Source organism: Ochrobactrum sp. MYb379 (genome assembly GCF_037479515.1).
Classification (GTDB): Bacteria; Pseudomonadota; Alphaproteobacteria; order Rhizobiales; family Rhizobiaceae; genus Brucella.
In genome coordinates, this window is record NZ_JBBGYW010000003.1 from 184,761 (window position 1) to 210,432 (window position 25,672).

The window sequence follows — 25,672 nt, forward strand, 5'->3', positions numbered from 1 at the left end:
ATCTAATTATACTATGCAACCCGCTGTTAACCGGTTGGTCGCTGGTTCGAATCCGGCCCGGGGAGCCACTGCTTTCTTAATGAAAACAGTAGGTTGCATAAAAATCTCAGTTTAAAAATAGAGCATTTAAAAGCTTTAAAATACTGAATTACTGTCTTCGAATTGGTATCTCGAATATATTTTTCTGATAATCCACGGCGCATTTTGCATCGTTTTTTAGATTTCCAACTCATCCATCAGCATTACTAATAGGCTACTTCCCATTGTTGCCCTGCTTAATAGGGGGGAGTTGGCAAGCTTCGGTATCAGCGTGGACTTCCGCCTTTAAAGCCAACTTGAATATCTCACACAGTATAACTGATGTAACACTCATTCTTCCCCAGCCTCACGTCAAAACCCCGAATTTTGAGCCGCAATACCCGATAACAAAACATTGATTTTAATTAATGTTTTGATCCTATTTCATTCATCTGGCGTTCACTCCTCGATTGATACGTTTGGTTCAACACAAAAGGAGTGTCCCATGATTAAGAAAGCCATCCTCGCTGCAATCGCTCTTTCATTTGTTGGCGCACCACTTGCGCAGGCACAAAATCACAATCCGCCACGCAAGCCTGGGTATAGCCACACTGAAAACTCCCGCCCTTCTCATGGGAAAAACTTTGAACGTCACGACCGGCGCGACCAAAAACAAAAGCGCTGGTCACGTGGTGAGCGATATGGTGATTGGCGCCGTCATCAGGAAATTAAAGACTATCAGCGCTATGGCCTTCGTAAGCCAGGCCGCGGTCAGCATTGGGTAAAAGTCGACAATCAATATTTGCTTATCGCTGGTGCGACAGGCCTTATTGCCGGCATCTTGGCTGCGAGATAAATATTAAGCGGGGCTTAGGCCCCGCCTTTAAACTGCATTCAACTATTGGTAATGATTGCTCCGCAGGTTTAGGCACACAAATCCCCATCGAACCAATTCAGATCCCAGAGCATTATCCAAAACTTCGCGATGCATCTTTATATTTTGTCGGACAGACAGCATTCCTTTACGGCGTAAGCTTCATGCGCTGTAAGCCCTCTATTTTATCAAACACACATCGATTTAGACTTACGCCCCGCATATGAGGACTACTGACGCATACGAGGCTGACATACGCATTGCCGCGACGTGAAGCACCGCAAAGCGCAAAAAATATGTAGTCAGCTATATTTTGCGACCAACTCAAGCAACAGTACCAATACGTAACAGGCTGGACGGCTATAATATTCTGTTGAAATCAGAAATTCATATAAATTAACTCTAGAAACAACATCAAAATTAACGAAAGCAGGTATCAGCGAAAACCTTACTGGAGATAAAAATGAAGTTTTCAGATTTCCTGACATTTAACAAATTTCTTACGCCCTATCTGGTCAATGTAATTTATTGGATTGGCCTAATTGGCATAATAATTTCATCTTTAGTTATATTCTTTTCGGCGTTTTCAGCGTTCGGGGGCTTCAAAAATATTATTGGAGCAGTAGTTTTGCTCGCTGTTGGAACGTTGTTTTGGCGCGTTGTCTGCGAAGGTCTTATTCTTTCATTTAAGGTACTTGACCGACTTACAGAAATCAGAGATCGCCTACCTCGTTAATTGAGAAACAGAAAAACAGGCGCTGAAGCGCCTGTTTTGTTTCCAATACCGTCCCATGCATTGAACACAATCTCATTGAACTCATAAGGCCGACTGACCTGCAGATTCCAGCATAGGGGCGGCACGGCAATGCTAATTGTAAATGCCACCGTTGAAACATCTGGCAGCACCCCTCACCCTGTCGTCATTTAATTCGAAATATCCTGAGCGACCTTCTACAGATCACGCAAAACGGCACTCATACATGCATATCGTGCAGGGCCTGAAGATCAACAACATCCGCGATACGTCACGCCATTCCATGTTCAGAATGTGAGAGCGTAATTTGAACAAATCATCTGGCGGATGGAACGCAACTGAAGCGATAAAAAAAGTTGCTAAGTAATTGATTTTGGTGAGCGCGCAGGGATTCGAACCCTGGACCTACTGATTAAAAGTCAGTTGCTCTACCGGCTGAGCTACGCGCTCCCAAGAGGGACAAATCATCCCAGGAAGTGCGCGGAACATACGGGCGACTTTCGGATTGGTCAACACCATAAGTTCAAGTTTTCCCACATAAATTCAAAAAAATCGGCCATTTAAGAGAAAAATCAGATCCAGCTTTATAAAGAATAATGTGAGCACACCAAATCTGGGCGATTTGATCACCGCATAGAGATCAAATCCCTTAGATTCGGTTCTGCACAATGCTTAGAACGTTATAAAACGATACCGCCTACGCAGCTGACATTGTAACCTTCGCTCAGGTTGCGATTTGTAATACGGCACGACAGACGCGCTCTCATATAATTAATCCAACAATATTGGTCTTTCATGTCCCTCATAACAAATATCATATTCCGATTCAGGCACTCACTCTCGGGCATCGGCCTGGCACTCGGAACGTTATTGTTCGCGGCCGCCCTCACGCCAAGCCTCGTCCCACGAACATATGTCATGCAAGGAATATTGTGCGGAACTGCGTTTGGTTTCGGTTACGGCTTTGGCGTCGTATGGCGCTGGACATGGAACTATCTTGAATTGCCTGCGCCAAGCAACCGCTTGCGAAGCATCACTAATCTCTTTGTTGGAATCACGTGCACGGTAATAGCAATCACAGCGCTTTATTTTTCAGCTGGATGGCAAAACTCTGTACGCTCGGTGATGGGCATGGACGCAGTTCCAAGCGCTTATCCAGCAAGCGTATGCGCATTCGCAATTGTTACGTTCCTTATTCTTCTCTTGCTAAGCCGCGCATTAATCCTCCTTGGGTTGTTTATTTCGAGAACAACGCATCGTCTGATACCCCGCCGGGTTTCAAACGTCTTAGGCGCAGTCCTGACCGTTATCATTGTATGGACGATAGCGAACGGTCTTCTCATCCAATCGGCTTTCAAGGTAGTTGACCGGTCGTTTAGTGAATATGATGCGCTGATTGAACCTGAGCGCCCGCAACCGACCCAATCAAACAAAACCGGAAGCGCTTTCTCGTTGCTCAAATGGGAAGAACTGGGACGAGCAGGCCGGGAATATATATCTTCGACACCCACGGCTTCAGAGATATCTTCAGTTACCAAACGGCCTGCAATTGACCCCATTCGTGTCTACGCAGGCTTGAATGTGGCAAGCAAGCCCAAGCAACGCGCTGAACTTGCGCTTGAAGAACTGAAGCGGCAAAATGGCTTTGATCGGTCGGTGCTCGTCATAGTCACTCCAACAGGCACCGGCTGGGTTGATCCAGCCGCTATGGATGGCCTCGAATTTCTGCATGATGGCGATGTCGCGAGTATCGCGATGCAATATTCCTATCTCAACAGTCCACTATCTCTGCTGTTCCAGCCCGAATATGGTGCTGAGTCCTCCCGTGCTTTGTTTACCAGTGTTTATAACTACTGGAAAACGCTTCCAAAAAATCAACGTCCACGTTTATATCTTTACGGCTTAAGCCTTGGTGCGATGAACTCTGAAAAATCAGTAGCCCTATTTGAAATGCTCGAAGACCCAATCAACGGCGCATTGTGGAGTGGTCCGCCATTTCCAAGCCGTGACTGGAAAGAAATCACAAGAGACCGAAATCCGGGTACACCGGAATGGTTACCAGTATTCAGAGATGGCTCTTTCGCACGCTTCATGAATCAAAATGGAGAGGCACCAGGCAATGGAGATCACTGGGGACCATTGCGAATTGTCTATCTGCAATATGCCAGTGATGCCGTCGTGTTCTTTGATAGCCACGCCTTTTATCGCCAGCCCGATTGGATGGAAGCGCCCCGCGGCCCGGACGTTTCACCTCAATTGCGGTGGTATCCGGTAGTAACGATGTTACAATTGGCCCTCGATATGGCATTCGCAACAACAACACCTATGGGCTACGGCCACGTCTACTCCCCTGAAGACTATGTTGATGCATGGATAAAAGTGACAGATATCAACGGCTGGGATAGCGACCGGATTGAGCAACTCAAGCAATATCTCGGGCGTAAAATTGCGAATGACGATGTTGAAGGTTACGAGCAGCGCGGGGGCTAAAAAACCCTTAAACAAAACAGCCGCCCTTGCGAGGCGGCTGTCATTTGAGAAGCTATTCCAAACTCATCAATAAGGTGAGTAGCACTGCTGACGCGGGCCATTATACGGCTGGAAAGTGTTATCCGAAGCGCGATACGACTTATATCGGTTATAACACCACTGAACATGGTTGTTGCCCTGACGATACACCGGCTGTGGCGCAGGCTGGGAAGCAATTGCTCCGCCTATAATCGCGCCAGCACCAAACGCTGCCAGAGGGTACCACCACCCATCATTATGGCGACGATAGCCATGGCGGTAATTATTATAGCCACGGTGACCATTCCAATAGCCTGGACGCGGGCGATGATTGCCGTTCCAGCCCGGACGATGGCCTGGACGCCCACCATTCCAGCCAGGGCGGTTTCCCGGACGATGGCCATTCCAATTTCCGTTACCATGACGACGCCAGCGATCATCCCGAATCTGATGAACATTATCACTGCCTGCAATCTGCGCAGTTGGCAGGACCGGAGCCGCCGAAACCGGTACCATCGCACCGATCAGAAAAGTAGCGCCTACAAGGCCGACTACTATTTTTTTCAGAGAGTTTATCATCTTATTCTCCAGTTCAACTGCACACATCATCACAGAAGAAAGATGAACCTGTGCTGAATGATGGTTAGAAATATATGTCACCCTAATGGTATGGCAAGCTGCGCGCTCCACATCGCATCAGCATGGTTAAAACATTTATGAAACCTATTGGTTCTAGGACCTAACAGATGCTTACTTTATGAGTTTCAATTCACCAATACTGACCGCCTTGATCGCTCCAGCAATTTGCCATCAACGGCATCGATCTTTGAATTTTATCCGTCATCTTCTATAGAGGCATTTTGACATCTGGTGGCGAGATTGAAAAAGCTGCATATGCTGCTGCTATGAATGATAGCTCCGCTTGCCCTACCGCTCATCCAGACAACGAACCAAAACGATTGACGCATTTTCTGCCGCAGTCAGGAGATCAGTCCGTGGAGTGGCTCGTCGCGGACGGATTAACGGATTACGAAGTAGCGCTCACGTTCATGGAACAGCGCGTGCAAGCTATTCGCGAGGGCACTGCCAGCGAGCTTGTCTGGCTTGTCGAACATCCGCCGCTTTACACTGCCGGCACCAGCGCTCACACTGAAGATCTTCTGACGCCAGATCGCTTCCCGGTTTTCAACACCGGACGTGGCGGTGAATACACCTATCACGGCCCCGGTCAGCGTGTGGCCTATGTCATGCTGGACTTGAAGCGTCGCCGTGAAGACGTCCGGGCATTTGTAACCGCACTTGAGCAATGGATCGTCGAGACATTGGCCCAGTTCAACGTCAAAGGTGAACGTCGTGCAGATCGTGTTGGCGTATGGGTTTCACGCCCAGAAAAGCCGCTGCTTGCCAATGGTGGAATGTGTGAAGATAAGATCGCTGCTATCGGCATTCGCCTGCGCCGCTGGGTGAGCTTCCACGGCATTGCCATCAATGTCGAGCCAGAGCTCGAACATTTTGGCGGCATCGTCCCTTGCGGCATTGCGGAATATGGGGTGACCAGCCTTGTCGATCTTGGCTTGCCGATCACCATGGGCGACGTGGATGTTGCTCTTGGAGTAGCTTTTGAAAGCGTCTTCGGCCCTCGTCAGACGAAATAATCAGACGACTTTTATTCGCCTCTCGCGCATGAAGACGTAAAAGCCCGACCCTACGATAATGAAGATGCCGAACCATTTGGACGGCGTCGGAAAATCACCAAATATAATCAGCCCAACCAGAACCGCGTTGACGATTTCCAAATACTGAAACGGTGCTAGCATGGATGCTGGGGCAAGCTTAAATGCCTGCACAACCAACAAATGGCTGACTGTGCCAATTGCGCCCAGCAGAAACAGCAACAACCAAGGCTGTAGGCTATGAGGCAGCGCGAAGCTTAGATCTTCAACGCCAGCAGCCGTGCCAAAAATCATAAACAGACCTGCGATCAGCGATCCACCGACGCCTGCATAAAACTGCATGACGACAGGACCTTCTTTCGCACCATATTTGCGGTTCAAAATCAGATAGATCGCGAAAGTAACGGCAGTTGCCAACGGCAACAGCGATACCGCACCAAAAATCTCAAAGCTCGGCTGAATAACGATCATCGTACCAATCAACCCGATACCGACCGCACTGAACCGGCGCCAACCGACCTTTTCTTTAAGAAATATAGCAGATAGCAATGTGAGGATCAGCGGCTCGGCAAAAAACACCGCCATGGCGTCGGCGAGCGGCATATATTTAACGGCGGTGAAGAAACACGTTCCGCCAAAGCCCATCAGCGCGCCACGCACAAGATTGCCTGTAAGATGTTTCGTATGCAGCGCGGTTAAGCCGCCCATGGCAATCAAAACTGCAAACATCAGTCCGGACTGAATGAAAAAGCGCATGAAGGTAACGGTCGCCGGAGGCATGTTATCCATCATGGCAAGCCACTTGCCGATGGCATCCATTAGCGGCAGTAGCAGCACCGAAAGCACCATGATCGCCATGCCCTTTACATGCGCTTCTGTACCGCCTGTCGCCGTGCCGTGCATTTTATCACTCACAATTTCATCACTGCAATTGCGCTTACGCGAATGATCGGCTTGTTTCTATCTTAATCCGCGTAATTGAGCCTGCGGTTTGACTTTCGCCATGTTTGTGGTGCAAATCGGTCTCGCAACGCACAAAACCACTTGATAAGTTCGGGCAAAAGCGGAACGTAAGGCGAACTTTGTTCGCGTTACGGGTATTATCGTGGCATCATCTGTGTGATTCGCAGATATAGATTTGGTACCGTTCGCATGGGGCGGTCCTATAGGTTTCAGACAGAAAGCTTTTCGGACAAAGATGGACGATAACGATCTCTTTTCCAGAGTAGTCAGCAATGCCCGTGAACGGCAGACGGACCGACAGCCCGATAAGGCTCCGGCACCACAGCCTGTTGCCCAAACGGTCACACCGCCATCTGCACCGAAACCTGCTTCAGTGACAACAAAAGCTCCACCTATTTCGTCGAGTGGCGATGATTACAACGCATCTTCCATCCGCGTTCTTGAAGGCCTTGAGCCTGTACGTCTGCGCCCCGGTATGTATATCGGCGGCACTGACGAGAAGGCGCTGCATCATCTGTTCGCAGAAGTCATCGATAACTCGATGGACGAAGCGGTTGCAGGCCATGCCAATTTTATTGAAGTCAGCCTGGATACTGAAGGCTTCCTGACAGTTAGCGATAACGGACGCGGCATTCCGGTTGATGAGCACCCACAGGTGCCGGGAAAGTCGACGCTTGAAGTCATCATGACCAAGCTGCACGCAGGCGGTAAGTTTGATGGCAAAGCCTATGAAACCTCCGGCGGCCTGCACGGTGTTGGTGTATCGGTGGTCAACGCACTTTCCGATGTTCTGGAAGTAGAGGTTGCGCGCAATCGACGCCTTTATCGCCAGCGCTTTTCGCGCGGCATTCCGCAGGGTGGTCTTGAAGATGTCGGCGAAGTCCACAACCGTCGTGGTACGCGCGTACGTTTCCATCCGGACCCCGATATTTTCGGCAAGAGCGCCCATTTTGATCCGCACCGGCTTTATCGCATGGCGCGCTCAAAGGCGTATCTGTTTGGTGGTGTCGAAATTCGTTGGAGTTGCGATCCGTCGCTTCTCGACCCAAAGAAAGAAACACCTGAAAAGGCCGTTTTCCATTTCCCCGGTGGTCTGAAAGATTATCTCTCGGCGTCACTTGGCAAAGAGCATCAGGTTACGCGTGAGATTTTCTCTGGCCGAACCGAAAAGCAAGGCGGTCATGGTGCCGTTGAGTGGGCGATCTCATGGTATGGCGGCGACGGCTTCGTCAATTCCTACTGTAATACGATCCCGACTGCCGATGGTGGCACGCATGAAGCGGGTCTTCGTATTGCCCTCACACGTGGCCTCAAAGCCTATGCGGAACTGACCAACAACAAACGCGCTTCAATCATCACCACCGATGACGTGATGATATCTGCCGCTGCTATGATGTCCGTCTTTATTCGCGAGCCTGAATTTGTCGGCCAGACCAAGGATAAGCTTGCAACCGTCGAAGCGCAGCGAATTGTAGAAAATGTAATCCGCGATCCATTCGATCATTGGCTTACCGCGTCGCCGCAAGAGGCATCACGCCTTCTCGATTGGGTTGTTGACCGTGCAGAGGAACGTCTGCGTCGTCGTCAGGAAAAGGAAACCGTTCGCAAGAGCGCAACGCGTAAGCTGCGTCTTCCGGGTAAGCTTGCTGACTGCACGCAAAATGCGGCTGCGGGTGCTGAATTGTTCATCGTGGAAGGTGATTCCGCTGGCGGATCTGCCAAGCAAGCGCGCAATCGCTCCAATCAGGCGATCCTGCCGCTGCGTGGTAAAATCCTGAATGTCGCCAGTGCTGGCCGCGAAAAGCTAACAGCAAACCAGCAGATTGCCGATCTCGTGCAGGCCTTGGGTGCCGGCACGCGTAAAAACTATCGCGAAGAAGATTTGCGTTATGATCGCATTATCATCATGACAGATGCGGACGTGGATGGCGCGCATATTGCATCGCTGTTGATTACGTTCTTCTACCAGGAAATGCCGGACCTTATCCGTAACGGGCACCTTTATCTGGCCGTTCCGCCGCTTTACCGCATTAGTCAGGGTGGCAAAGTTGCCTATGCACGTGACGATGCGCACAAAGATGAGTTGATGCGCACAATGTTTACAGGTCGCGGTAAGGTAGAGCTTGGCCGCTTCAAAGGCCTCGGCGAAATGCGCGCCGAACAGCTCAAAGAAACCACGATGGACCCTAAGAAGCGTACCCTTCTGCGCGTCCATGTTGATGAAGATTATATCGAAGAAACACGCGTCACTGTTGATGATCTGATGGGTACAAAGCCGGAAGCCCGCTTCCGCTTCATTCAGGATCGCGCTGCATTCGTAGAAGAGCTTGATATTTAGCTCAGCTTAACGGCATGTAAGCAATAAGTCGGAATACAGATCCGTGAAGGATTGCGGGCGCATATATTCGCCCGCCATCAGATCATTTATTATGATCTGCCAGCCATTGCTGCATCATTTTGATTTCGGCTTCCTGTGCGGAAATGACTTCTTCCGCGAGGGCTTTCACCTTCGGATCAGAGCCATATTTGAGTACAACGCGAGCCATATCAATCGCACCCTGATGATGTGGAATCATTCCCCGCATAAAATCTGCATCCGCATCGCCCGTATATTCTATGCTCATGCCTGCATGCATACGGTCATTCGCATCCTTATAAGCCGAAACCGCAGAATTATCGGAAGTCGCATCAGCTTTCGCAGCACTGCTACCATGATGCATGTGTGAATCGCCAGCATTTGTCTGCGCCTGAGCAATGCCTGCTCCCAGACATACGACCACCACACCCGCTAAAAAACTCTTTGTCGCGCGTTTATAATCAACCAAAAACATATTCAAAAATGGCATGAGAACCTCCGTGGTTTATCTCATGCCAAAAGATGAGGCTTGCCATCGTTGGAAGGTCAAGCAATTAGATATCAAAAACTAAAATAAACGAAAGCACGCCCCCACAGGTGATTTATTGTTTTACATCAATGCCGAGCTTGGTTTGAATATCATCAATCGATTCTTTGACAAAGAATGTAAGATCAGTGCTCAGCGTTACAATACGCGTTCCTGTACCATAGGCATTATATGACAAAACGTGGTTGAAATTGACCGCGACTCGCTCGCCGCTGACGTCCGTAAGCATAATCCACATATAAGCCCCTCCTCTGAAAAACGATTCCTTATAAGAGGATAGGCGCATGTCTTAAAATGGCAATGACGCTTTATAAGTCTGCGCGCATTCGGACTTTTTCAACATTGCGCTCAAAGCTTGCCGACCATTCTTCGCTACGCTGATAAATGCGAAAGCCTAATTTCTCATACAGTCTAATTGCCAGGAGATTATCGGCATGTGTGCCGATTTCGGCATCTGAAAAGCCATTGAGAACAATCTGAGCCATCAACGCATCAAGCAACGCGCCGCCCAGTCCCTGACCGTGATGGGCAGGATCAATCCAGAGGTCGGAAATATAGTTTGATTTCGGGACATGAGCCCCCCAGCCGCAAATCTCGCTGCTTCGTTCCGCGAGCAGAACACCATCGGCATTCTCATACAAATCACGAAGGAATTTGGCCTGAAGCCCTGCCCAGCTTTCATTCGTGAGCGTAATGTTGCGTGCTGCGGTTTGCCATGCCCGAACTGCTAGCTCAGCCATCAAAACAAATTCGCCGGGCGATGCCCGGCGAATGAGAGTTTCAGATCTTACCACCATTTCTTTGGGGTAAAGCGCCCAGCTGCTTGCTCAATTGCATTGGCTGCCTGGAACAAAGTTTCTTCTTCAAATGGACGGCCGATCAACTGCAAACCAAGCGGCAAGCCCTGATCGTTAAGGCCCGCAGGAACAGCAATACCCGGCAGACCCGCCATGTTGAGCGTGATGGTGAAGATGTCATTGAGATACATCTTAACCGGATCGTTTGCGAGTTCCTTGTCGCCAATGCTGAACGCAGCAGAAGGCGTAATCGGCGTCAGAATTGCATCAACACCACTTGCAAAGACATTTTCAAAGTCTTTCTTGATCAGTGTACGAACCTTCTGCGCGCGCAGATAATAAGCATCGTAATAGCCCGCCGACAGAACATAGGTTCCCGTCAGGATGCGGCGCTTTACTTCCCTGCCAAAACCTGCGGCGCGGCTCTGTTCGTACATATCGGCAATGTCCTTGCCCGGCACGCGCAGACCATAGCGCACGCCATCATAACGCGCGAGGTTGGACGAAGCTTCAGCAGGTGCAACGATGTAATAAGCGGCAAGCGCATATTTAGTGTGCGGCAGCGAAACATCGACGATTTCTGCACCAGCATCCTTAAGATACTGAACGCCCTTCTGCCAAAGCGCTTCGATTTCTTCCGGCATACCGTCGATACGATATTCGTTCGGAATACCGATCTTGAGGCCCTTCAGCGACTTGCCGATAGCTGCTTCATAATCTGGAACCGGCAGATCAACAGACGTTGTATCTTTCAGATCGACCGATGCCATTGATTTGAGCAGGATTGCAGCGTCGCGAACGTCGCGCGCAATCGGACCAGCCTGATCAAGCGACGATGCATAAGCGACAACACCCCAGCGCGAAACGCGACCATAGGTCGGCTTAATGCCAACTGTGCCGGTGAACGCAGCTGGCTGACGGATCGAGCCGCCGGTATCAGATGCCGTAGCGCCTGCGCAAAGATGCGCTGCAACAGCTGCGGAGGAACCACCCGAAGAACCGCCCGGCACCAAATCAACATCCGAGCCGTTTGCGCGCCAAGGATTCTTCACCGGACCGTAATAGGAGCTTTCATTGGACGAACCCATCGCGAATTCATCCATGTTGAGCTTGCCCAACATGACAGCGCCGTCAGCCCAGAGGTTGGAAGTGACGGTTGATTCATATTCAGGCTTGAAGCCGTCAAGAACGTGCGAACAGGCCTGCGTGTGAATACCCTTGGTCGCGAACAAGTCTTTTACGCCAAGCGGAATACCTTCCAACGCACCGGCTTTGCCTTCGGCAATGCGAGCGTCGGAAGCCTTTGCCATTTCGCGCGCCTTTTCAGGCGTCACAGCGACATAGGCATTGATCTTGTCATTGGCGGAATCAATAGCCGCAATATAGGCGTCAGTCAGTTCGGTCGCTGTGAAGGCTTTAGCCTTCAACTTGTCGCGCGCTTCGGCAATGGTCAGTGCGGTCAGTTCGCTCATCATCAAATCCTGTAAAGTCACGCCGCAACCGGCGCATTCGTGGTGAATGATAAAAGGTCTATTCAACGACCTTTGGCACCACGAAGAAATTGTCTTCGGTAACAGGCGCATTCGCAACAACGGCATTGGCAATATTGCCATCCGTCACGGCATCTTCACGTAAGCGCATTTTCATCGGCGAAACCGAGGTCATAGGCTCAACACCTTCAACATCAACTTCATTCAATTGCTCAACAAAGCCCAAAATTGCATTGAGTTCGCCAGTCATGCGCTCGGCTTCGTCTTCTGTGACGGCGATACGCGCAAGATGCGCGACGCGCTTGACGGTTGAAATATCGACGGACATCCTGTTCTCCGCAAATGCATGTTTAGGGCGGCGGACCGCCACCCCGAAAAGGTTCTTTTACCGGCTATAACGGTGTGGGTGCGGAAGCGCAACATTTCTTGCGCTCCCATCCATAGTTAGAAGCGATGAGCGTGGCCCGGTTTCGCCACCAGTACCTTTGTGTGCTTATGGTCAGCCATAGCTTCAAAAAACTTGTCTGCCGTCTGATCGATGATCGGGAACGAACCATAATGGCATGGCAGAACGGTTTTGAAGTTGAAATAACGCTGGCAGGCAAGAGCCGCCACAGCCCCGCCCATTGTGAAGCGATCACCAATCGGCACAATGCCGATTTCCGGCTGATGCAATTCATTGATCAGCGCCATATCGGAGAAAATATCCGTATCACCCATATGATAAAGTGTCGGTGCATCGTTGAAATGGAAAACCAACCCGTTTGGATTACCAAGCGCCTGGCTGACGCCATTTTCGGTCAGCATAGCCGATGAATGAAGGGCATTGACGAAAGTCACAGTGAAGCCTTCATGCGCCAGCGTGCCGCCAGTATTGCCAGCGTCAAGCTTTTCAACGCCCTGACTTCCGAGCCATGTGGCCAGATCAGCATTGGCGATAACGGTCGCACCATGTTCCTTAGCAATCGCGACCGTATCGCCAATATGATCGCCGTGACCGTGCGTCAGCGCGATATGCGTGGTGCCCTTGGTGGCTTCCTTGAAATCGATGCCCTTAGCACCCGGATTTCCATTGATGAACGGATCAATAAGAATAACGGCCTTATCTGTTTCAACGCGATAGGCTGCATGGCCCAACCAAGTGATTTTCATTGTATTTCTCCGTGTGGCTCGATTTTCAACTCTAAAACAGATATTACGGCTCAATTCCATCAGGCAATATGAAGCCTGATCAAAATACTATGAGGACACATGGCCGTCGTTGAAATCGAAGACGTTTTGGAAATCCTGCAACCCGGCCAGACTGTCGCCGGGCTGGACCTTGGCACTAAAACTATTGGCCTTGCAGTTTCTGATCTCGGCCTGTCGTTCTCGCATCCACGTCCTGTGGTTAAACGCACCAAGTTCACAATCGATGCACAGGTGCTGCTCAAAGCGCTTGAAGCCGACAAAGTTGGCGTCATCATTATTGGCCTGCCTATGAACATGGATGGTTCAGCCGGACCACGCGTTCAGGCAACGCGTGCCTTCGTGCGCACCATGCAGCCCCTGACCGATCTGCCTTTCGTCTATTGGGACGAGCGGCTTTCAACAGTCGCTGCCGAACGCGCGCTGATCGGCATGGATGTTTCCCGCGGCAAGCGGGCCGAACGCATCGATTCGGCCGCAGCTTCCTTCATCCTGCAAGGTGCACTGGATCGTCTGCACATGCTGCGCTCATCGCATTTTGACGACAGCGATTACGACGCAGGATAAAGCTGATCCAATATCCGGTTGGCATTGTGTCGTGCATCCAGCATGCCATAGGTCGAACGCCACTGCCCGCCAAGACGTGTCTCAATAAACGCGTCTGCCACATCATCTGCCCCAAGATTGCGCAGTTCTGCAGCTGCAGCAGCATAAGCGAGCTGCTCCGTCAGAAGGCGTGCAACACCCTGATCGGTTTCGGTTAGCTGCAAAGCTGCCTGCAACACATCAATGGTGCCCTGCCCGCGTACACCCAACTGTCCGCTAATCCAGTCGAGAACTTCGTCGAACAGTGCCGGTGCACGCGAAAGCACACGCGCCACATCAAGCGCCATGACATTGCCCGAGCCTTCCCATATCGCATTGACCGGCGCTTCGCGATAAGCGCGTGCAAGATTGCCATCTTCAACATAGCCATTGCCGCCAAGGCATTCCATCGCTTCATAAAGCAATGCCGGTGCAATCTTGCAGACCCAATATTTAACAACCGGCGTCATGCAGCGCGCAAAAGCCGCTTCTGCGCGGTCACTTGCAGCCATGTCAAAGGCACGCGCCAGACGCATGGACAGTGCAGTCGCACCCGCCACATCAAGCGCCATATCAGCGAGAACGCGGCTCATCAGCGGTTGTTCGATCAGCTTTTGCCCACCCACTTCGCGATGACGTGCATGATGAACGGCCTCAGCCAGTCCCGAACGCATAAGGCCAGCAGAGGCAACAGCACAATCAAGCCGCGTCAGCGTGACCATATCCATGATGGTTTTGACGCCCTCGCCCAGATTGCCGACCAGATGACCGATAGCGCCATCGAACTCGACTTCTGCGGAGGCATTGGATTTGTTGCCGAGCTTGTCTTTGAGACGCTGGAAGAAGAAGCCGTTGCCAGCCGCTTCATTGGTCAGGCGCGGCAACAAGAAACAGGACAGACCTTCTTCCGCCTGCGCCAGCACCAGAAAAGCATCCGACATTGGAGCCGACATAAACCACTTATGACCACTGATTGTATAGGTGCCGTCTTCGTTGCGTTCGGCGCTGGTTGTATTGGCGCGCACATCCGTGCCGCCCTGCTTCTCGGTCATGCCCATGCCAAGCGTTATGCCATGCTTTTGCAAGGCAGGCTTTTGCGAGGAATCATATTTGCGCGACAAAATCTGCGGCGACCATTCCTTGTAAAGATCAGGCGACGCCATGACGGCAGCAAGCGACGCATTGGTCATGGTGAGCGGGCACAGATGCCCTGCCTCAAGCTGTGCGGTCAAGAAGAAGCGCGCAGCGCGTGCCTGATGGCGACGTCCGGCTTCAGCTGGATTGGCTTCCCAAATCGAGCAATGTAGACCCTGTGCAATCGAACGGCGCATTAGCGCATGATAGGCGGGGTGATATTCCACCAGATCAGATCGCCGACCCTGACGATCATGGGTACGCAGCTTTGGAAGCTCTGTATTGGCAAGGCGCGCCAGATCCTGCGCTTCCGCCGACATGACAAAACGTCCGGTGTTTTCCAGATCAGAATGCAGTTCTTTGGGAAAGCGTGCTGCGATCTGTATCAGAAGCGGATCGCCCAGATATGCATTTGTGCCCGTCATGGACGGTGTCTGGTTGGTGACTTCGTGCGTTTTCACAGGCTCATCCGTTTGGTTCTGGTCAATTCAAAATCAGCTCGCGAGCCTTTTGAAGCTCAGCGATTTAATATTCTATGCTTTCTTGCATCGTAATTTCCTAACATTTTCACACAGCCCACCGCTTTATGCCCAAAGAATACAGGTTTTTCTTTGTGAATCGGCCAAAGCCATTATAAGGGCGGTTGCGGTCCAGTTCTTGCGGCTCTATACGGGTGACTTGCCATGACAAATCAAACGGTCTCACCGATTTATCCTCATCGCCACCTGCTTGGCATCAAGGGGCTATCGCCCCTGGACATTAATTGTCTTCTCGATCTTGCAGATCAGGAAGTGGCTGTCTCAAGACAGTCCGAGAAGAAAAAGTCCGTGCTGCGCGGTCGCACCCAGATCAACCTCTTCTTTGAAGCATCGACGCGAACGCAATCATCGTTTGAACTCGCCGGAAAACGGCTGGGCGCGGACGTGATGAACATGTCGGTCGGCAATTCATCGGTCAAGAAGGGCGAAACGCTCATCGACACCGCGATGACGTTGAACGCCATGCAGCCAGACATTCTGGTTATACGCCATGCGTCTGCCGGTGCTGCAGCACTCCTTGCGCAAAAAGTCGGTTGTGCAGTCGTCAATGCGGGCGATGGCGCGCATGAACACCCAACACAAGCGCTGCTTGATGCACTGACCATCCGCCGCGCCAAAGGCGACATCGGAAACCTGATCGTTGCCATTTGCGGTGATGTGCTTCACTCGCGCGTTGCGCGCTCCAACATTCTGCTTCTCAATGCACTTGGCGCACGGGTTCGTGTCGTCGCCCCTTCGACCCTGCTGCCCTCCGGCATCGCCGATATGAGTGTTGAAGTTTACAACACCATGGAAGAAGGCCTGAAAGACGCCGACGTGGTCATGATGCTGCGCCTTCAACGCGAGCGTATGGCTGGTTCCTTCGTACCTTCAGTGCGTGAATATTTCCGCTTCTACGGTCTCGACAAAGAAAAGCTGAAACTCGCACGGCCTGACGCACTGGTTATGCATCCCGGCCCGATGAATCGAGGTGTCGAGATTGCATCCGACGTCGCAGACGGTCCGCAGAGTATGATCCAGCAGCAGGTGGAAATGGGTGTGGCGGTGCGTATGGCGGTTATGGAAGCCCTGCTCGATCCGCGCCGCGCAGAAATTGCAGGAGAACGCTCATGAGTGCGATCCTTTTTGAAAATGCCCGCATCATTGATCCGTCACGCGGGCTTGATGAAATCGGAAGCCTGCTGATCAAAGACGATAAAATCGTCGCCAGCGGTGCTGACGCCCGCAATCAGGGCGTACCTGAAGGTGCTGAAGTCATTAACCTGAATGGCATGGCGATTTTGCCGGGTCTCGTTGATTCCCGCGTCTTTGTCGGCGAACCGGGTGCGGAACACCGCGAAACCATTGCATCGGCCAGTCAGGCCGCAGCGGCGGGCGGTGTAACCTCGATTATCATGATGCCCGATACCGATCCGGTAATTGATGATGTGGCACTGGTTGAGTTTGTCAAGCGCACGGCGCGCGACACCGCCATCGTCAATGTGCACCCCGCAGCAGCCATTACTAAGGGCTTGCACGGCGAAGAAATGACCGAAATCGGCCTGCTTCGAGATGCAGGAGCCGTTGCCTTCACCGAAGGTCGCCATACGATTGCCAACACGCAGTTGATGCGTCGCGCACTCACCTATGCGCGCGACTTCGATGCCGTCATTGCCTGTGAAACCCGCGATCCATATCTCGGTGCCAATGGCGTTATGAATGAAGGCCTGTTTGCGAGCTGGCTTGGTCTTTCGGGAAGTCCACGTGAAGCAGAAGTGATTCCACTGGAACGTGATCTGCGTCTGGCTGCGCTCACCCGCAGCAAATATCACGCGGCACAGATTTCCTGCGCCATGTCTGCTGATGCGCTCAAGCGGTCAAAAGACCTTGGCGCAAATGTCACCGCTGGCATTTCCATCAATCATCTCTCACTCAACGAGAATGACATTGGTGAGTTCCGCACCTTCTTCCGTCTGTCACCGCCCTTGCGTAGTGAGCAGGATCGTCTGGCAATGGTTGAAGCCGTCAAAAACGGCACCATCGACATTGTTGTATCAGCCCATGATCCGCAGGACGTGGATACTAAACGCTTGCCTTTTGCGGATGCAGAAGCGGGCGCAATTGGACTGGAAACACTGCTGGCAGCGGCTCTTCGCCTTCACCACAATGACAGCATTCCGTTGCTTCGTCTGGTGGAAGTGCTTTCAACCGCTCCTGCCCGTATCTTCGGTCTGGACGCTGGCACACTGAAGCCTGGCGCAAAGGCTGATCTTGCGATTGTCGATCTGGATGAGCCATGGGTGGTTCGTGAAGAAGACCTGCATTCGCGCTCGAAAAACAGCTGTTTTGAAGGTGCCCGCTTCCAGGGCCGTGTCAACCGCACGATCGTTGGCGGGAAAACCGTTTATACGGCTTAGCAGTCACTAAATAAGCATCAAGAATAATGCCTTAGGCTTTTCTTGCCGCTCACACGAATTTTGAAAAGCCGTCTTGATTTTAGACGGCTTTTCTTCTCAACTGAATTCATAAAGAAGATATGGGGAGTTTCATGGCCGAAGCAGGTCTGATCAATTTGGTGACACTCGGCACGCTGATATTTGGCTATATCCTTGGTTCCATTCCCTTCGGGCTTGTCCTGACACGGCTGGCAGGACTGGGCGATGTACGTTCAATTGGCTCGGGCAACATTGGCGCAACCAATGTTTTGCGTACCGGAAATAAGAAACTCGCCGCGGCAACACTTATTCTTGATGCACTGAAAGGCACAGCAGCTGTCCTCATTGCCTCAAAATTCGGTCAGGATGCGGCTATCGCTGCCGGTTTTGGTGCGTTTATCGGCCATCTATTTCCGGTTTGGATCGGCTTCAAAGGCGGTAAAGGTGTTGCGACCTATCTCGGCATTCTGCTTGGCCTCGCATGGCCCAGCGCACTGATTTTCATCGCTGCTTGGATCGTAACCGCCCTACTCACCCGCTATTCGTCGCTGTCTGCACTTGTGGCCAGCCTCATTGTCCCAATCGCGCTTTATGTTCGTGGTGATCTGTCGATTGCGACCCTGTTTGCAATTATGACAATTATCATTTTCATCAAACACCACGCCAATATTTCACGCCTTCTAAGCGGCACTGAAAGCAAGATTGGCAAAAAGGGATGAAGCAGAGCGCGAATTCAAAAAACGGAATTCGCCTCTCAGATAAGCAGCGGCTCAATTGGCTGCGTCTCATTCGTACTGAAAATATCGGACCCGTCGCGTTCCGCGATCTCATCATGTTTTGTGGCTCTGCGGCCAGTGCCATAGAACGGCTTCCTGATCTTAATATACGTGGCGGTGGTTCAAAGCCCGTACGTGTTACGCCGCTTGAAGATGCCGAACGCGAGATTGAAGCGATTGAGCGCATAGGCGCGCGGCTTGTCGGCATGGGCGAACCTGACTACCCACAACAGCTTAAAAACTGCGAGGCACCACCGCCGCTTGTCATTATCAAGGGCAATCCAAATGTCTTTCGCAAACCACCCGTTGCAATTGTGGGATCGCGCAATGCATCCGTTGTCGGTGCCCGCTTCACGGAAAGACTAGCACGCGATCTTGGTGACGCTGGCTTCGCAATTGTTTCAGGCCTAGCACGCGGAATTGACGCAGCGGCACACAAGGCGAGTTTGACAAGTGGAACCGTCGCTGTACTGGCAGGTGGTCTTGATCGACCCTATCCACCCGAAAACCTGCCCATCTATCGCGCAATACCGGAACATGAGAGCGCATTAATCACCGAAATGCCGATGGGTGCAGAACCACGCTCACGCGATTTCCCCCGTCGCAACCGTATCATCGCAGGGCTGTCGCTCGGATTGATCGTCGTCGAAGCAGCAGAACGCTCAGGTTCGCTTATCAGTGCACGTATGGCAGGCGAAATGGGCCGCACGGTGTTTGCCGTACCCGGCTCTCCGCTTGATCCACGCGCTCGCGGAACCAATTCATTGCTGAAACAAGGGGCCACACTCGTCACAAATGCCGATGACGTTATTGAAGCCCTGAACCCACTGATAGGTCGAGAAGCAATTCACAGTGACGAAGATCAACCGGACCTGCTCAAACAATTTGACGAACCGCCAGAACCGCCACATGCAATAACCACCGACGAGCAGCGCGACATTCTGCTTGATGCGCTAAGTGTTGTGCCGATTGATGTGGATAGTCTTGTGCGCCATACAAGCCTTGATGCCAGCAGCGCGCAACTCATTTTGTTAGAACTTGATCTTGCCGGGCGGCTTTTACGCTATCCCGGCAATCAGGTGGCATTGGTGCCTCAATAGAAAATATATTTGAATATTATTTTGCAGATTTGCGTTTGCGGCTGCCTTCTTTTGCCTCCTGCAACGCCATATCCATCATGTAAACAAGCAAAGGCTGATTAGTTTCTTTAGCCATGACAATCAATTCCTCAAGCATTTGCTCAATATACATCAACAACTCCCGGCGTGTCGCCACCCGTTGAACCATACTTGCCCCCAAGATCGTTCGTTTATCTCCATCCTAAAATCATCCATTTGATATCTGCATTTGGATATACCCCACAGCAATACTACCATCTGGTTTATAATTAACAACATCAATCTTAGGTTGTATTTGACGATTTTTCGCATGTCGCTCTTGACCAAACGCAAACCGCTGTTCATGTGAATGGCAACAATTTGAACGCGATGAATTGGCATTTTGCCTGTGAAGATCGCGAATCTGGGCTGCTTTAATGAATGTTGTCGTCGTAGAATCGCCTGCAAAGGCAAAAACAATCAATAAATATCTTGGCTCGAACTATACGGTTCTGGCCTCGTTCGGTCACGTGCGCGATCTGCCAGCTAAGGATGGCTCAGTTCGCCCGGATGAAGACTTTGCTATGTCATGGGAAGTGGATAGCAATTCTTCCAAACGACTGGCCGATATTATCAAGGCGCTCAAAGATAGCGACGCATTGTTTCTCGCAACCGATCCGGATCGCGAAGGCGAAGCTATTTCGTGGCATGTGCTTGAAGTTCTGAACCAGAAAAAGGCGCTTAAGGGCAAAACCGTAAAGCGTGTAGCGTTCAACGCCATCACCAAGAAATCGGTTCTCGACGCCATCGCCAATCCGCGTGACCTCGACGTGCCGTTGGTCGATGCCTATCTGGCACGCCGTGCGCTGGACTATCTCGTCGGTTTCAATCTATCGCCGGTTCTGTGGCGCAAGCTGCCGGGCGCTCGTTCCGCTGGACGTGTTCAGTCGGTCGCATTGCGTCTGGTTTGTGATCGCGAATCTGAGATCGAACGCTTTATCCGTGAAGAATATTGGAATATTGCTGCTTCGTTGAAAACGCCGCGCAATGATGCCTTTATCGCACGCCTCACGGCAGTTGATGGCAAGAAGCTCGGCAAGCTCGACATTAAAAATGAAGAGCAGGCAACGGCAATTCGCACAATGCTTGAAGGCGCAAGCTTTAAGGCTGTTTCTGTCGAAGCAAAGCCGACCAAGCGCAATCCCGGCCCTCCATTCACCACCTCAACGCTGCAGCAGGCCGCATCCGGCCAGCTTGGTTTTTCGGCCTCGCGCACCATGCAGGTTGCGCAGCGTCTTTATGAAGGTGTCGACATTGGCGGCGAAACTGCCGGTTTGATCACCTATATGCGTACTGACGGTGTGCAGATTGCACCGGAAGCAATTACCGCTGCGCGTGAAACGATTGGCAAAAACTTCGGTCCGAATTACGTGCCGGAAAAGCCGCGCTATTATTCCAGCAAGGCCAAGAATGCGCAGGAAGCGCACGAAGCAATCCGCCCAACGGATTTCTCACGTCATCCAAAAGAAATGCGCCGTTTCCTTGATGAAGATCAGGCCCGCCTCTATGAACTGATCTGGAAGCGTACAATTGCCAGCCAAATGCAGGCAGCAGACATTGAACGCACGACCGCAGACATCGAAGCCACCAATGGCTCGAAATCAGCAATGCTACGCGCCAACGGTTCGGTAACAAAGTTCGACGGCTTCCTCGCCGCCTATACCGACCACCGTGAGGAAGAGGACGAGGATGAAGATAGCGCAAAGCTGCCTGAAATTCGTTCGGGCGAAGCGATTGCACGCGAAAAAATCGATGCCACACAGCATTCGACAGAACCACCGCCGCGTTATTCTGAAGCTTCGCTCATCAAAAAGATGGAAGAACTGGGCATTGGTCGTCCATCGACTTATGCCGCGACACTCGCAACTCTTCGCGACCGCGAATATATCACTATCGACAAGCGCAAGCTGACACCCGATCCGAAAGGTCGTCTGGTTACGTCGTTCCTCGAAAGCTTCTTCAAACGCTATGTGGAATATGATTTCACCGCTGATCTGGAAGAAAAGCTCGATCTGATTTCTGACGGCAAGTTGCTGTGGAAAGACGTATTGCGCGATTTCTGGCGCGACTTCTCAGGCTCCATCGATGATATCAAAGAGCTGCGTGTTACCAATGTTCTTGATGCGTTGAATGAAGAACTTGCACCGCTCGCTTTCCCTGATCGTGGCGATGGCAGCGATCCACGCTCGTGCCCAACCTGCGGCACGGGTCAGCTTTCGCTGAAGCTCGGCAAATATGGCGCGTTCGTTGGCTGCTCCAACTATCCTGAGTGCAAGTTCACCCGTCAGCTTAATGGCGAAGGCAATGGTGACGCCGCAGCTTCCGATGAGCCAAAATCACTTGGCAAAGACCCATTCACGAACGAAGAAATCACGGCACGCAGTGGGCGCTTTGGCCCGTATATCCAACGTGGCGAAGGCAAGGAAGCCAAGCGCGCCAGCCTGCCAAAGGGTTGGTCACTGGATACGGTCGATCATGAAAAGGCGATTGCTCTTCTGTCACTGCCACGCGACGTCGGACAGCATCCTGAAACCGGCAAAATGATCTCGGCAGGCATCGGCCGCTACGGCCCTTATGTCAGCCATGATGGAACTTTCGCGAACCTTGAAAACGCAGAAGAAGTCTTCTCTGTTGGTCTGAACCGCGCTGTTGCTGTGCTTGCAGACAAGAAGTCCAACGGTGGCGGTCGTGGCCGTGCAACCCCTACCGCACTTGCAACACTTGGCGATCACCCGGATGGCGGTTCAATCACTGTTCGTGACGGTCGTTACGGTCCATATGTGAATTGGGGCAAGGTCAATGCTACGCTTCCAAAGGGTCAAGACCCGGCAAGTGTGACCATGGAAGAAGCGTTGGTTCTGATCGCTGCCAAAGCTGGCAGCACCAAGACCAAGAAGGCTCCGGCTCGTAAATCAGCCGCTAAATCGGCAGATGGCGAGAAGAAAGCCGCGCCGAAAAAAGCTGCGGCTAAAAAGCCAGCAGCGAAGAAAATAGCCGCACCCAAAGCAAAGGCCCCGTCTAAAGCAAAAGCTAAGTCGGCAGAGGAGTAAGAATTGGCACGTCGTTTCCCAAAACCCGATACCGGACGATCCGCACGGACCGAACGGCGTGCAGCAACAGCGAAATTGAACGAAGCAAAATCAGCCGACCCGATTGCTTATCTGCCAACGCGTGAGGAAGTCCTCAAATTTATCGAGGAAAATCCTGACCGTGCAGGCAAGCGCGAGTTGGCTAAAGCGTTCAACATCAAAGGTGATGCACGGGTTTATCTCAAAGACCTGTTGCGTGAACTAAGCGATGAAGGCTTGGTCGAAAAGCGCGACCGTCGCCTGTCACGTCCGGGTTCCTTGCCGCCGATTGCCAGTTTGAACATCACTGGTCGCGATAAAGAAGGTGGCCTCGTCGCTAGCCCGGTCGATTGGGACGAGGCGGAATATGGCAAACCACCCGTCATTTTGATCCGTCGCACGCGTTTGAACAAAACATCCGATGGTCCGGTTGTGGGCGTCGGTGATCGCGTCTTGGCAAAAATTTTCCGCAGCAAAGAGCATGACGGTCCGGAATACTCGGCGCGTGTCATCAAGGTTCTTGAGCAAAACAACAATGCTGTGCTTGGCGTTTTGCGCAAGCTGAGCAATGGCGAATGGCGGCTTGAGCCGGTCAATCGCAAACAGCCAGAAGTACAGCTTGACGCGCAATCGCTGTTAGATGCGAAAAGTGGTGATCTGGTCGAAGTGGAACTTCTGTCGTCGCGCCGCTATGGTCTGCCAAGCGGTAAGGTTCGTCAGGTCGTTGGTTCCGTTGACAGTGAAAAAGCGCTGTCGATGATCGCTATTCATGAGCATGAAATCCCGCATATCTTCCCTGAGGAAGTTCTGCGTGAAGCAGCGGCTGCAAAGCCCGCAACGCTGGATGGTCGTGAAGACTGGCGCGAAATGCCTCTGCTGACCATCGACCCAGCAGATGCAAAAGACCACGATGACGCGGTTTACGCAGAACCAGATACCGATCCGAATAATCTCGGTGGCTTTGTCGCTGTTGTAGCGATTGCCGATGTTGCCGCTTACATTCGCCCCAACTCAGCCCTTGATCGCGAGGCATTGAAGCGCGGCAATTCAGTTTATTTCCCGGATCGGGTGGTGCCGATGCTGCCTGAACGCATTTCAAACGATCTGTGTTCGTTGCGTGAACTGGAAGACCGCCCAGCGCTTGCCGTGCGGATGGTGTTTGACGCAAACGGTCATAAGAAGTCGCATAAGTTCCATCGCATCCTTATGCGCTCACATGCCAAGCTATCCTATCAGCAGGCACAGGCAGCGATTGACGGCGCAACGGACGAGAAGACCGCACCGATCCTCGAAACCATCCTGAAGCCGCTTTGGGCTGCCTATGCAGCGCTTAAACGCGGACGGGATGCGCGTGAGCCGCTTGAGCTTGATTTACCTGAGAAGAAAATCATTCTCGCGCCTGATGGCAAGGTCGAAAAGGTCATCGTGCCGGAACGCCTGGATGCGCATAAGCTCATTGAAGAGTTTATGATTCAGGCCAATGTGGCTGCGGCAGAAGCTCTGGAAGCGAAACGCCAGCCGCTCATCTTCCGTATCCATGATGCCCCAGCGCTTGCCAAACAGGAATCGCTCCGCGAATTTCTACGTACGCTTGATCTGAGCCTTGCCAAAGGCGCGGAACTCAAGCCCGGCCAGTTCAACCGTATTCTTGAAGCCGTTGACGGCACCGATCATCAGGATCTGGTCAATCAAGTTGTTCTGCGCACGCAGAGCCAAGCGATTTATAGCCCTGATAATATTGGCCATTTCGGACTGCATTTGCACAAATATGCGCATTTCACCTCGCCTATTCGCCGCTACGCCGATCTGATCGTGCATCGCGCATTGGTGAAGGCGCTCGGACTTGGCAATGACGGCCTGACCACCGCTGAAGAAGCGCAGCTCGTGGAAACAGCGGCACTTATTTCGTCAACCGAACGCCGTGCCATGTTGGCCGAACGCGAAACCGTTGACCGCCTGATTGCGCATTTCCTCGCAGCGCATCTCGGCGACGAGTATGAGGGCCGTGTTACCGGCGTTACAAGAGCCGGACTTTTCGTATCTCTTGCGACATATGGCGCAGACGGACTTGTGCCCATTTCAACTTTGGGCAATGAATACTATCTGTATGATGAAGCAAACCACGCACTCGCGGGTGAAAGAAGCGGAAAAGGCTTCCGTCTCGGCGATACGGTGACGGTGAAGCTAGTGGAAGCGCTCCCTGTCGCGGGTGCGCTTCGTTTTGAGATGGTTTCGGAACCGCACTCCCTGCCGATGTCGACGCGTTCGCATCATAAGGCAACCAAGGGAATGCGCGGGCGCACAGGAAAGCCAGCAGGCGTTTCGCGCTCAAAAAGAAAAGGTCGCAAATGAGCACGTTAGAGGCCAGTTCAACAGATAATCAAATCCACGTTTTCGGTGGCGATAGCGAGAAAACAGCCCGGCCAACACGCAATCTTGGACAAGCTATGTGGCGCGGGTTTAAGTCTCGCTGCCCGCATTGCGGCGAAGGCAAACTGTTTCGCTCTTTTGTAAAGCCCGTCGATCATTGCTCCGTTTGCGATGAAGATTATACGGAGCAGCGCGCCGATGATCTTCCTGCCTACCTGACAATTTTGATTGTCGGTCATATCGTTGTCGGTGCCTTCATGGGCGTTGAAGCAACAACAAACCTTTCGCTCGTAGCGCATATGGCCATTTGGGGACCGATGATCGTTCTCATGTCGCTGGCGCTTCTGCAACCGATCAAGGGTGCTACCATTGGACTGCAATGGGCCTTGTTCATGCATGGTTTTGGCGGAAAAGGCGAAGGTGAATACGGCGACGTTACCTGACAGGGTTTTCCCCGTGAC

At 51.9% G+C, this 25,672-nt stretch carries 23 protein-coding genes and 1 tRNA gene; 13 read left to right on the forward strand and 11 right to left on the reverse strand.

Annotated features, from left to right (window positions below; genetic code table 11):
• Positions 1–523: 523 nt before the first annotated feature.
• Positions 524–874 (forward strand): RcnB family protein, encoded by a 351-nt coding sequence (locus WH356_RS08125; protein WP_339509688.1) that lies wholly within the window; start codon positions 524–526, stop codon positions 872–874.
• A gap of 481 nt (positions 875–1,355) precedes the next feature.
• The gene (locus tag WH356_RS24030; protein WP_421565546.1) at positions 1,356–1,628 is read left to right on the forward strand and encodes a DUF4282 domain-containing protein; all 273 of its coding nucleotides are present in this window, start codon (positions 1,356–1,358) and stop codon (positions 1,626–1,628) included.
• Between the two features lie 392 nt (positions 1,629–2,020).
• Here WH356_RS24030 and WH356_RS08130 read toward each other — a convergent pair.
• A tRNA-Lys gene (locus tag WH356_RS08130) sits at positions 2,021–2,096 on the reverse strand.
• A gap of 345 nt (positions 2,097–2,441) precedes the next feature.
• Here WH356_RS08130 and WH356_RS08135 point away from each other — a divergent pair.
• On the forward strand, positions 2,442–4,136 hold the full coding sequence (locus tag WH356_RS08135) for an alpha/beta hydrolase (protein ID WP_339509689.1): 1,695 nt from the start codon (positions 2,442–2,444) through the stop codon (positions 4,134–4,136).
• Positions 4,137–4,202: 66 nt separating this feature from the next.
• On the opposite strand, the gene WH356_RS08140 is transcribed toward WH356_RS08135, so the two are convergent.
• The gene (locus WH356_RS08140; RefSeq protein ID WP_339509690.1) at positions 4,203–4,733 is read right to left on the reverse strand and encodes a BA14K family protein; all 531 of its coding nucleotides are present in this window, start codon (positions 4,731–4,733) and stop codon (positions 4,203–4,205) included.
• A 326-nt stretch (positions 4,734–5,059) separates the two neighbouring features.
• Between WH356_RS08140 and lipB the strand changes: the two genes are divergently transcribed.
• Positions 5,060–5,809 carry a lipoyl(octanoyl) transferase LipB gene (lipB, locus tag WH356_RS08145; RefSeq protein WP_339510315.1) on the forward strand — a complete coding sequence of 250 codons (750 nt, stop codon included), beginning with the start codon at positions 5,060–5,062 and terminating at the stop codon, positions 5,807–5,809.
• Here the strand turns inward: lipB and WH356_RS08150 are convergent, their stop codons facing one another.
• A complete protein-coding gene (locus WH356_RS08150; RefSeq protein ID WP_339510317.1) occupies positions 5,810–6,730 on the reverse strand; it encodes a DMT family transporter in 921 nt (306 codons plus the stop codon). It abuts the gene before it with no gap.
• Positions 6,731–7,025: 295 nt separating this feature from the next.
• On the opposite strand from WH356_RS08150, the gene parE reads away from it, so the two are divergent.
• Positions 7,026–9,128, forward strand: coding sequence for a DNA topoisomerase IV subunit B (gene parE / locus WH356_RS08155; protein ID WP_339509691.1), 2,103 nt, complete (start codon positions 7,026–7,028; stop codon positions 9,126–9,128).
• Between the two features lie 82 nt (positions 9,129–9,210).
• Here parE and copM read toward each other — a convergent pair whose 3' ends face one another.
• The 6 genes from copM to WH356_RS08185 all read right to left on the reverse strand — a co-directional run bounded on the left by copM (position 9,211) and on the right by WH356_RS08185 (position 13,132).
• Complete coding sequence (gene copM / locus WH356_RS08160) at positions 9,211–9,636, reverse strand: CopM family metallochaperone (RefSeq protein ID WP_339509692.1); 426 nt, start codon at positions 9,634–9,636, stop codon at positions 9,211–9,213.
• 112 nt (positions 9,637–9,748) lie between these two features.
• Positions 9,749–9,931: a hypothetical protein gene (locus WH356_RS08165; protein WP_310011354.1), complete on the reverse strand. Its 183-nt coding sequence runs from the start codon at positions 9,929–9,931 to the stop codon at positions 9,749–9,751.
• 70 nt (positions 9,932–10,001) lie between these two features.
• Positions 10,002–10,433, reverse strand: a complete 432-nt coding sequence (locus tag WH356_RS08170) for a GNAT family N-acetyltransferase (protein WP_339509693.1) — start codon at positions 10,431–10,433, stop codon at positions 10,002–10,004.
• A gap of 47 nt (positions 10,434–10,480) precedes the next feature.
• Entirely contained in the window at positions 10,481–11,962 is a 1,482-nt protein-coding gene (gene gatA / locus WH356_RS08175; protein ID WP_339509694.1) for an Asp-tRNA(Asn)/Glu-tRNA(Gln) amidotransferase subunit GatA, read from the reverse strand.
• A gap of 58 nt (positions 11,963–12,020) precedes the next feature.
• A complete protein-coding gene (gene gatC, locus WH356_RS08180) occupies positions 12,021–12,308 on the reverse strand; it encodes an Asp-tRNA(Asn)/Glu-tRNA(Gln) amidotransferase subunit GatC (protein ID WP_113499140.1) in 288 nt (95 codons plus the stop codon).
• Between the two features lie 116 nt (positions 12,309–12,424).
• Positions 12,425–13,132 (reverse strand): metal-dependent hydrolase, encoded by a 708-nt coding sequence (locus WH356_RS08185; protein ID WP_339509695.1) that lies wholly within the window; start codon positions 13,130–13,132, stop codon positions 12,425–12,427.
• 99 nt (positions 13,133–13,231) lie between these two features.
• Here WH356_RS08185 and ruvX point away from each other — a divergent pair, with 99 nt between their 5' ends.
• Positions 13,232–13,735, forward strand: coding sequence for a Holliday junction resolvase RuvX (gene ruvX, locus WH356_RS08190; protein WP_339509696.1), 504 nt, complete (start codon positions 13,232–13,234; stop codon positions 13,733–13,735).
• Here the strand turns inward: ruvX and WH356_RS08195 are convergent.
• On the reverse strand, positions 13,720–15,348 hold the full coding sequence (locus WH356_RS08195; protein ID WP_339509697.1) for an acyl-CoA dehydrogenase family protein: 1,629 nt from the start codon (positions 15,346–15,348) through the stop codon (positions 13,720–13,722). The genes ruvX and WH356_RS08195 overlap by 16 nt on opposite strands.
• A 222-nt stretch (positions 15,349–15,570) precedes the next feature.
• On the opposite strand from WH356_RS08195, the gene WH356_RS08200 reads away from it, so the two are divergent.
• The 4 genes from WH356_RS08200 (at position 15,571) to dprA (ending at position 19,716) form a co-directional block, all read left to right on the forward strand.
• The gene (locus tag WH356_RS08200; RefSeq protein WP_339509698.1) at positions 15,571–16,539 is read left to right on the forward strand and encodes an aspartate carbamoyltransferase catalytic subunit; all 969 of its coding nucleotides are present in this window, start codon (positions 15,571–15,573) and stop codon (positions 16,537–16,539) included.
• Positions 16,536–17,822 carry a dihydroorotase gene (locus tag WH356_RS08205; protein ID WP_339509699.1) on the forward strand — a complete coding sequence of 429 codons (1,287 nt, stop codon included), beginning with the start codon at positions 16,536–16,538 and terminating at the stop codon, positions 17,820–17,822. Before WH356_RS08200 ends, WH356_RS08205 begins: the two co-directional genes overlap by 4 nt.
• 131 nt (positions 17,823–17,953) lie before the next feature.
• The gene (gene plsY / locus WH356_RS08210; RefSeq protein ID WP_339509700.1) at positions 17,954–18,559 is read left to right on the forward strand and encodes a glycerol-3-phosphate 1-O-acyltransferase PlsY; all 606 of its coding nucleotides are present in this window, start codon (positions 17,954–17,956) and stop codon (positions 18,557–18,559) included.
• A complete protein-coding gene (gene dprA, locus WH356_RS08215) occupies positions 18,556–19,716 on the forward strand; it encodes a DNA-processing protein DprA (protein WP_339509701.1) in 1,161 nt (386 codons plus the stop codon). Before plsY ends, dprA begins: the two co-directional genes overlap by 4 nt.
• 16 nt (positions 19,717–19,732) lie before the next feature.
• On the opposite strand, the gene WH356_RS08220 is transcribed toward dprA, so the two are convergent.
• A complete protein-coding gene (locus WH356_RS08220) occupies positions 19,733–19,867 on the reverse strand; it encodes a hypothetical protein (RefSeq protein ID WP_339509703.1) in 135 nt (44 codons plus the stop codon).
• 283 nt (positions 19,868–20,150) lie between these two features.
• Here WH356_RS08220 and topA point away from each other — a divergent pair, with 283 nt between their 5' ends.
• Genes topA through WH356_RS08235 form a run of 3 tightly spaced genes read left to right on the forward strand, consistent with a single transcriptional unit; the run spans position 20,151 to position 25,654 of the window.
• Positions 20,151–22,823 (forward strand): type I DNA topoisomerase, encoded by a 2,673-nt coding sequence (gene topA / locus WH356_RS08225; protein WP_339509705.1) that lies wholly within the window; start codon positions 20,151–20,153, stop codon positions 22,821–22,823.
• Between the two features lie 3 nt (positions 22,824–22,826).
• Complete coding sequence (gene rnr / locus WH356_RS08230) at positions 22,827–25,193, forward strand: ribonuclease R (RefSeq protein ID WP_339509707.1); 2,367 nt, start codon at positions 22,827–22,829, stop codon at positions 25,191–25,193.
• Positions 25,190–25,654: a DUF983 domain-containing protein gene (locus tag WH356_RS08235; RefSeq protein WP_339509709.1), complete on the forward strand. Its 465-nt coding sequence runs from the start codon at positions 25,190–25,192 to the stop codon at positions 25,652–25,654. Before rnr ends, WH356_RS08235 begins: the two co-directional genes overlap by 4 nt.
• Positions 25,655–25,672: the final 18 nt, after the last annotated feature.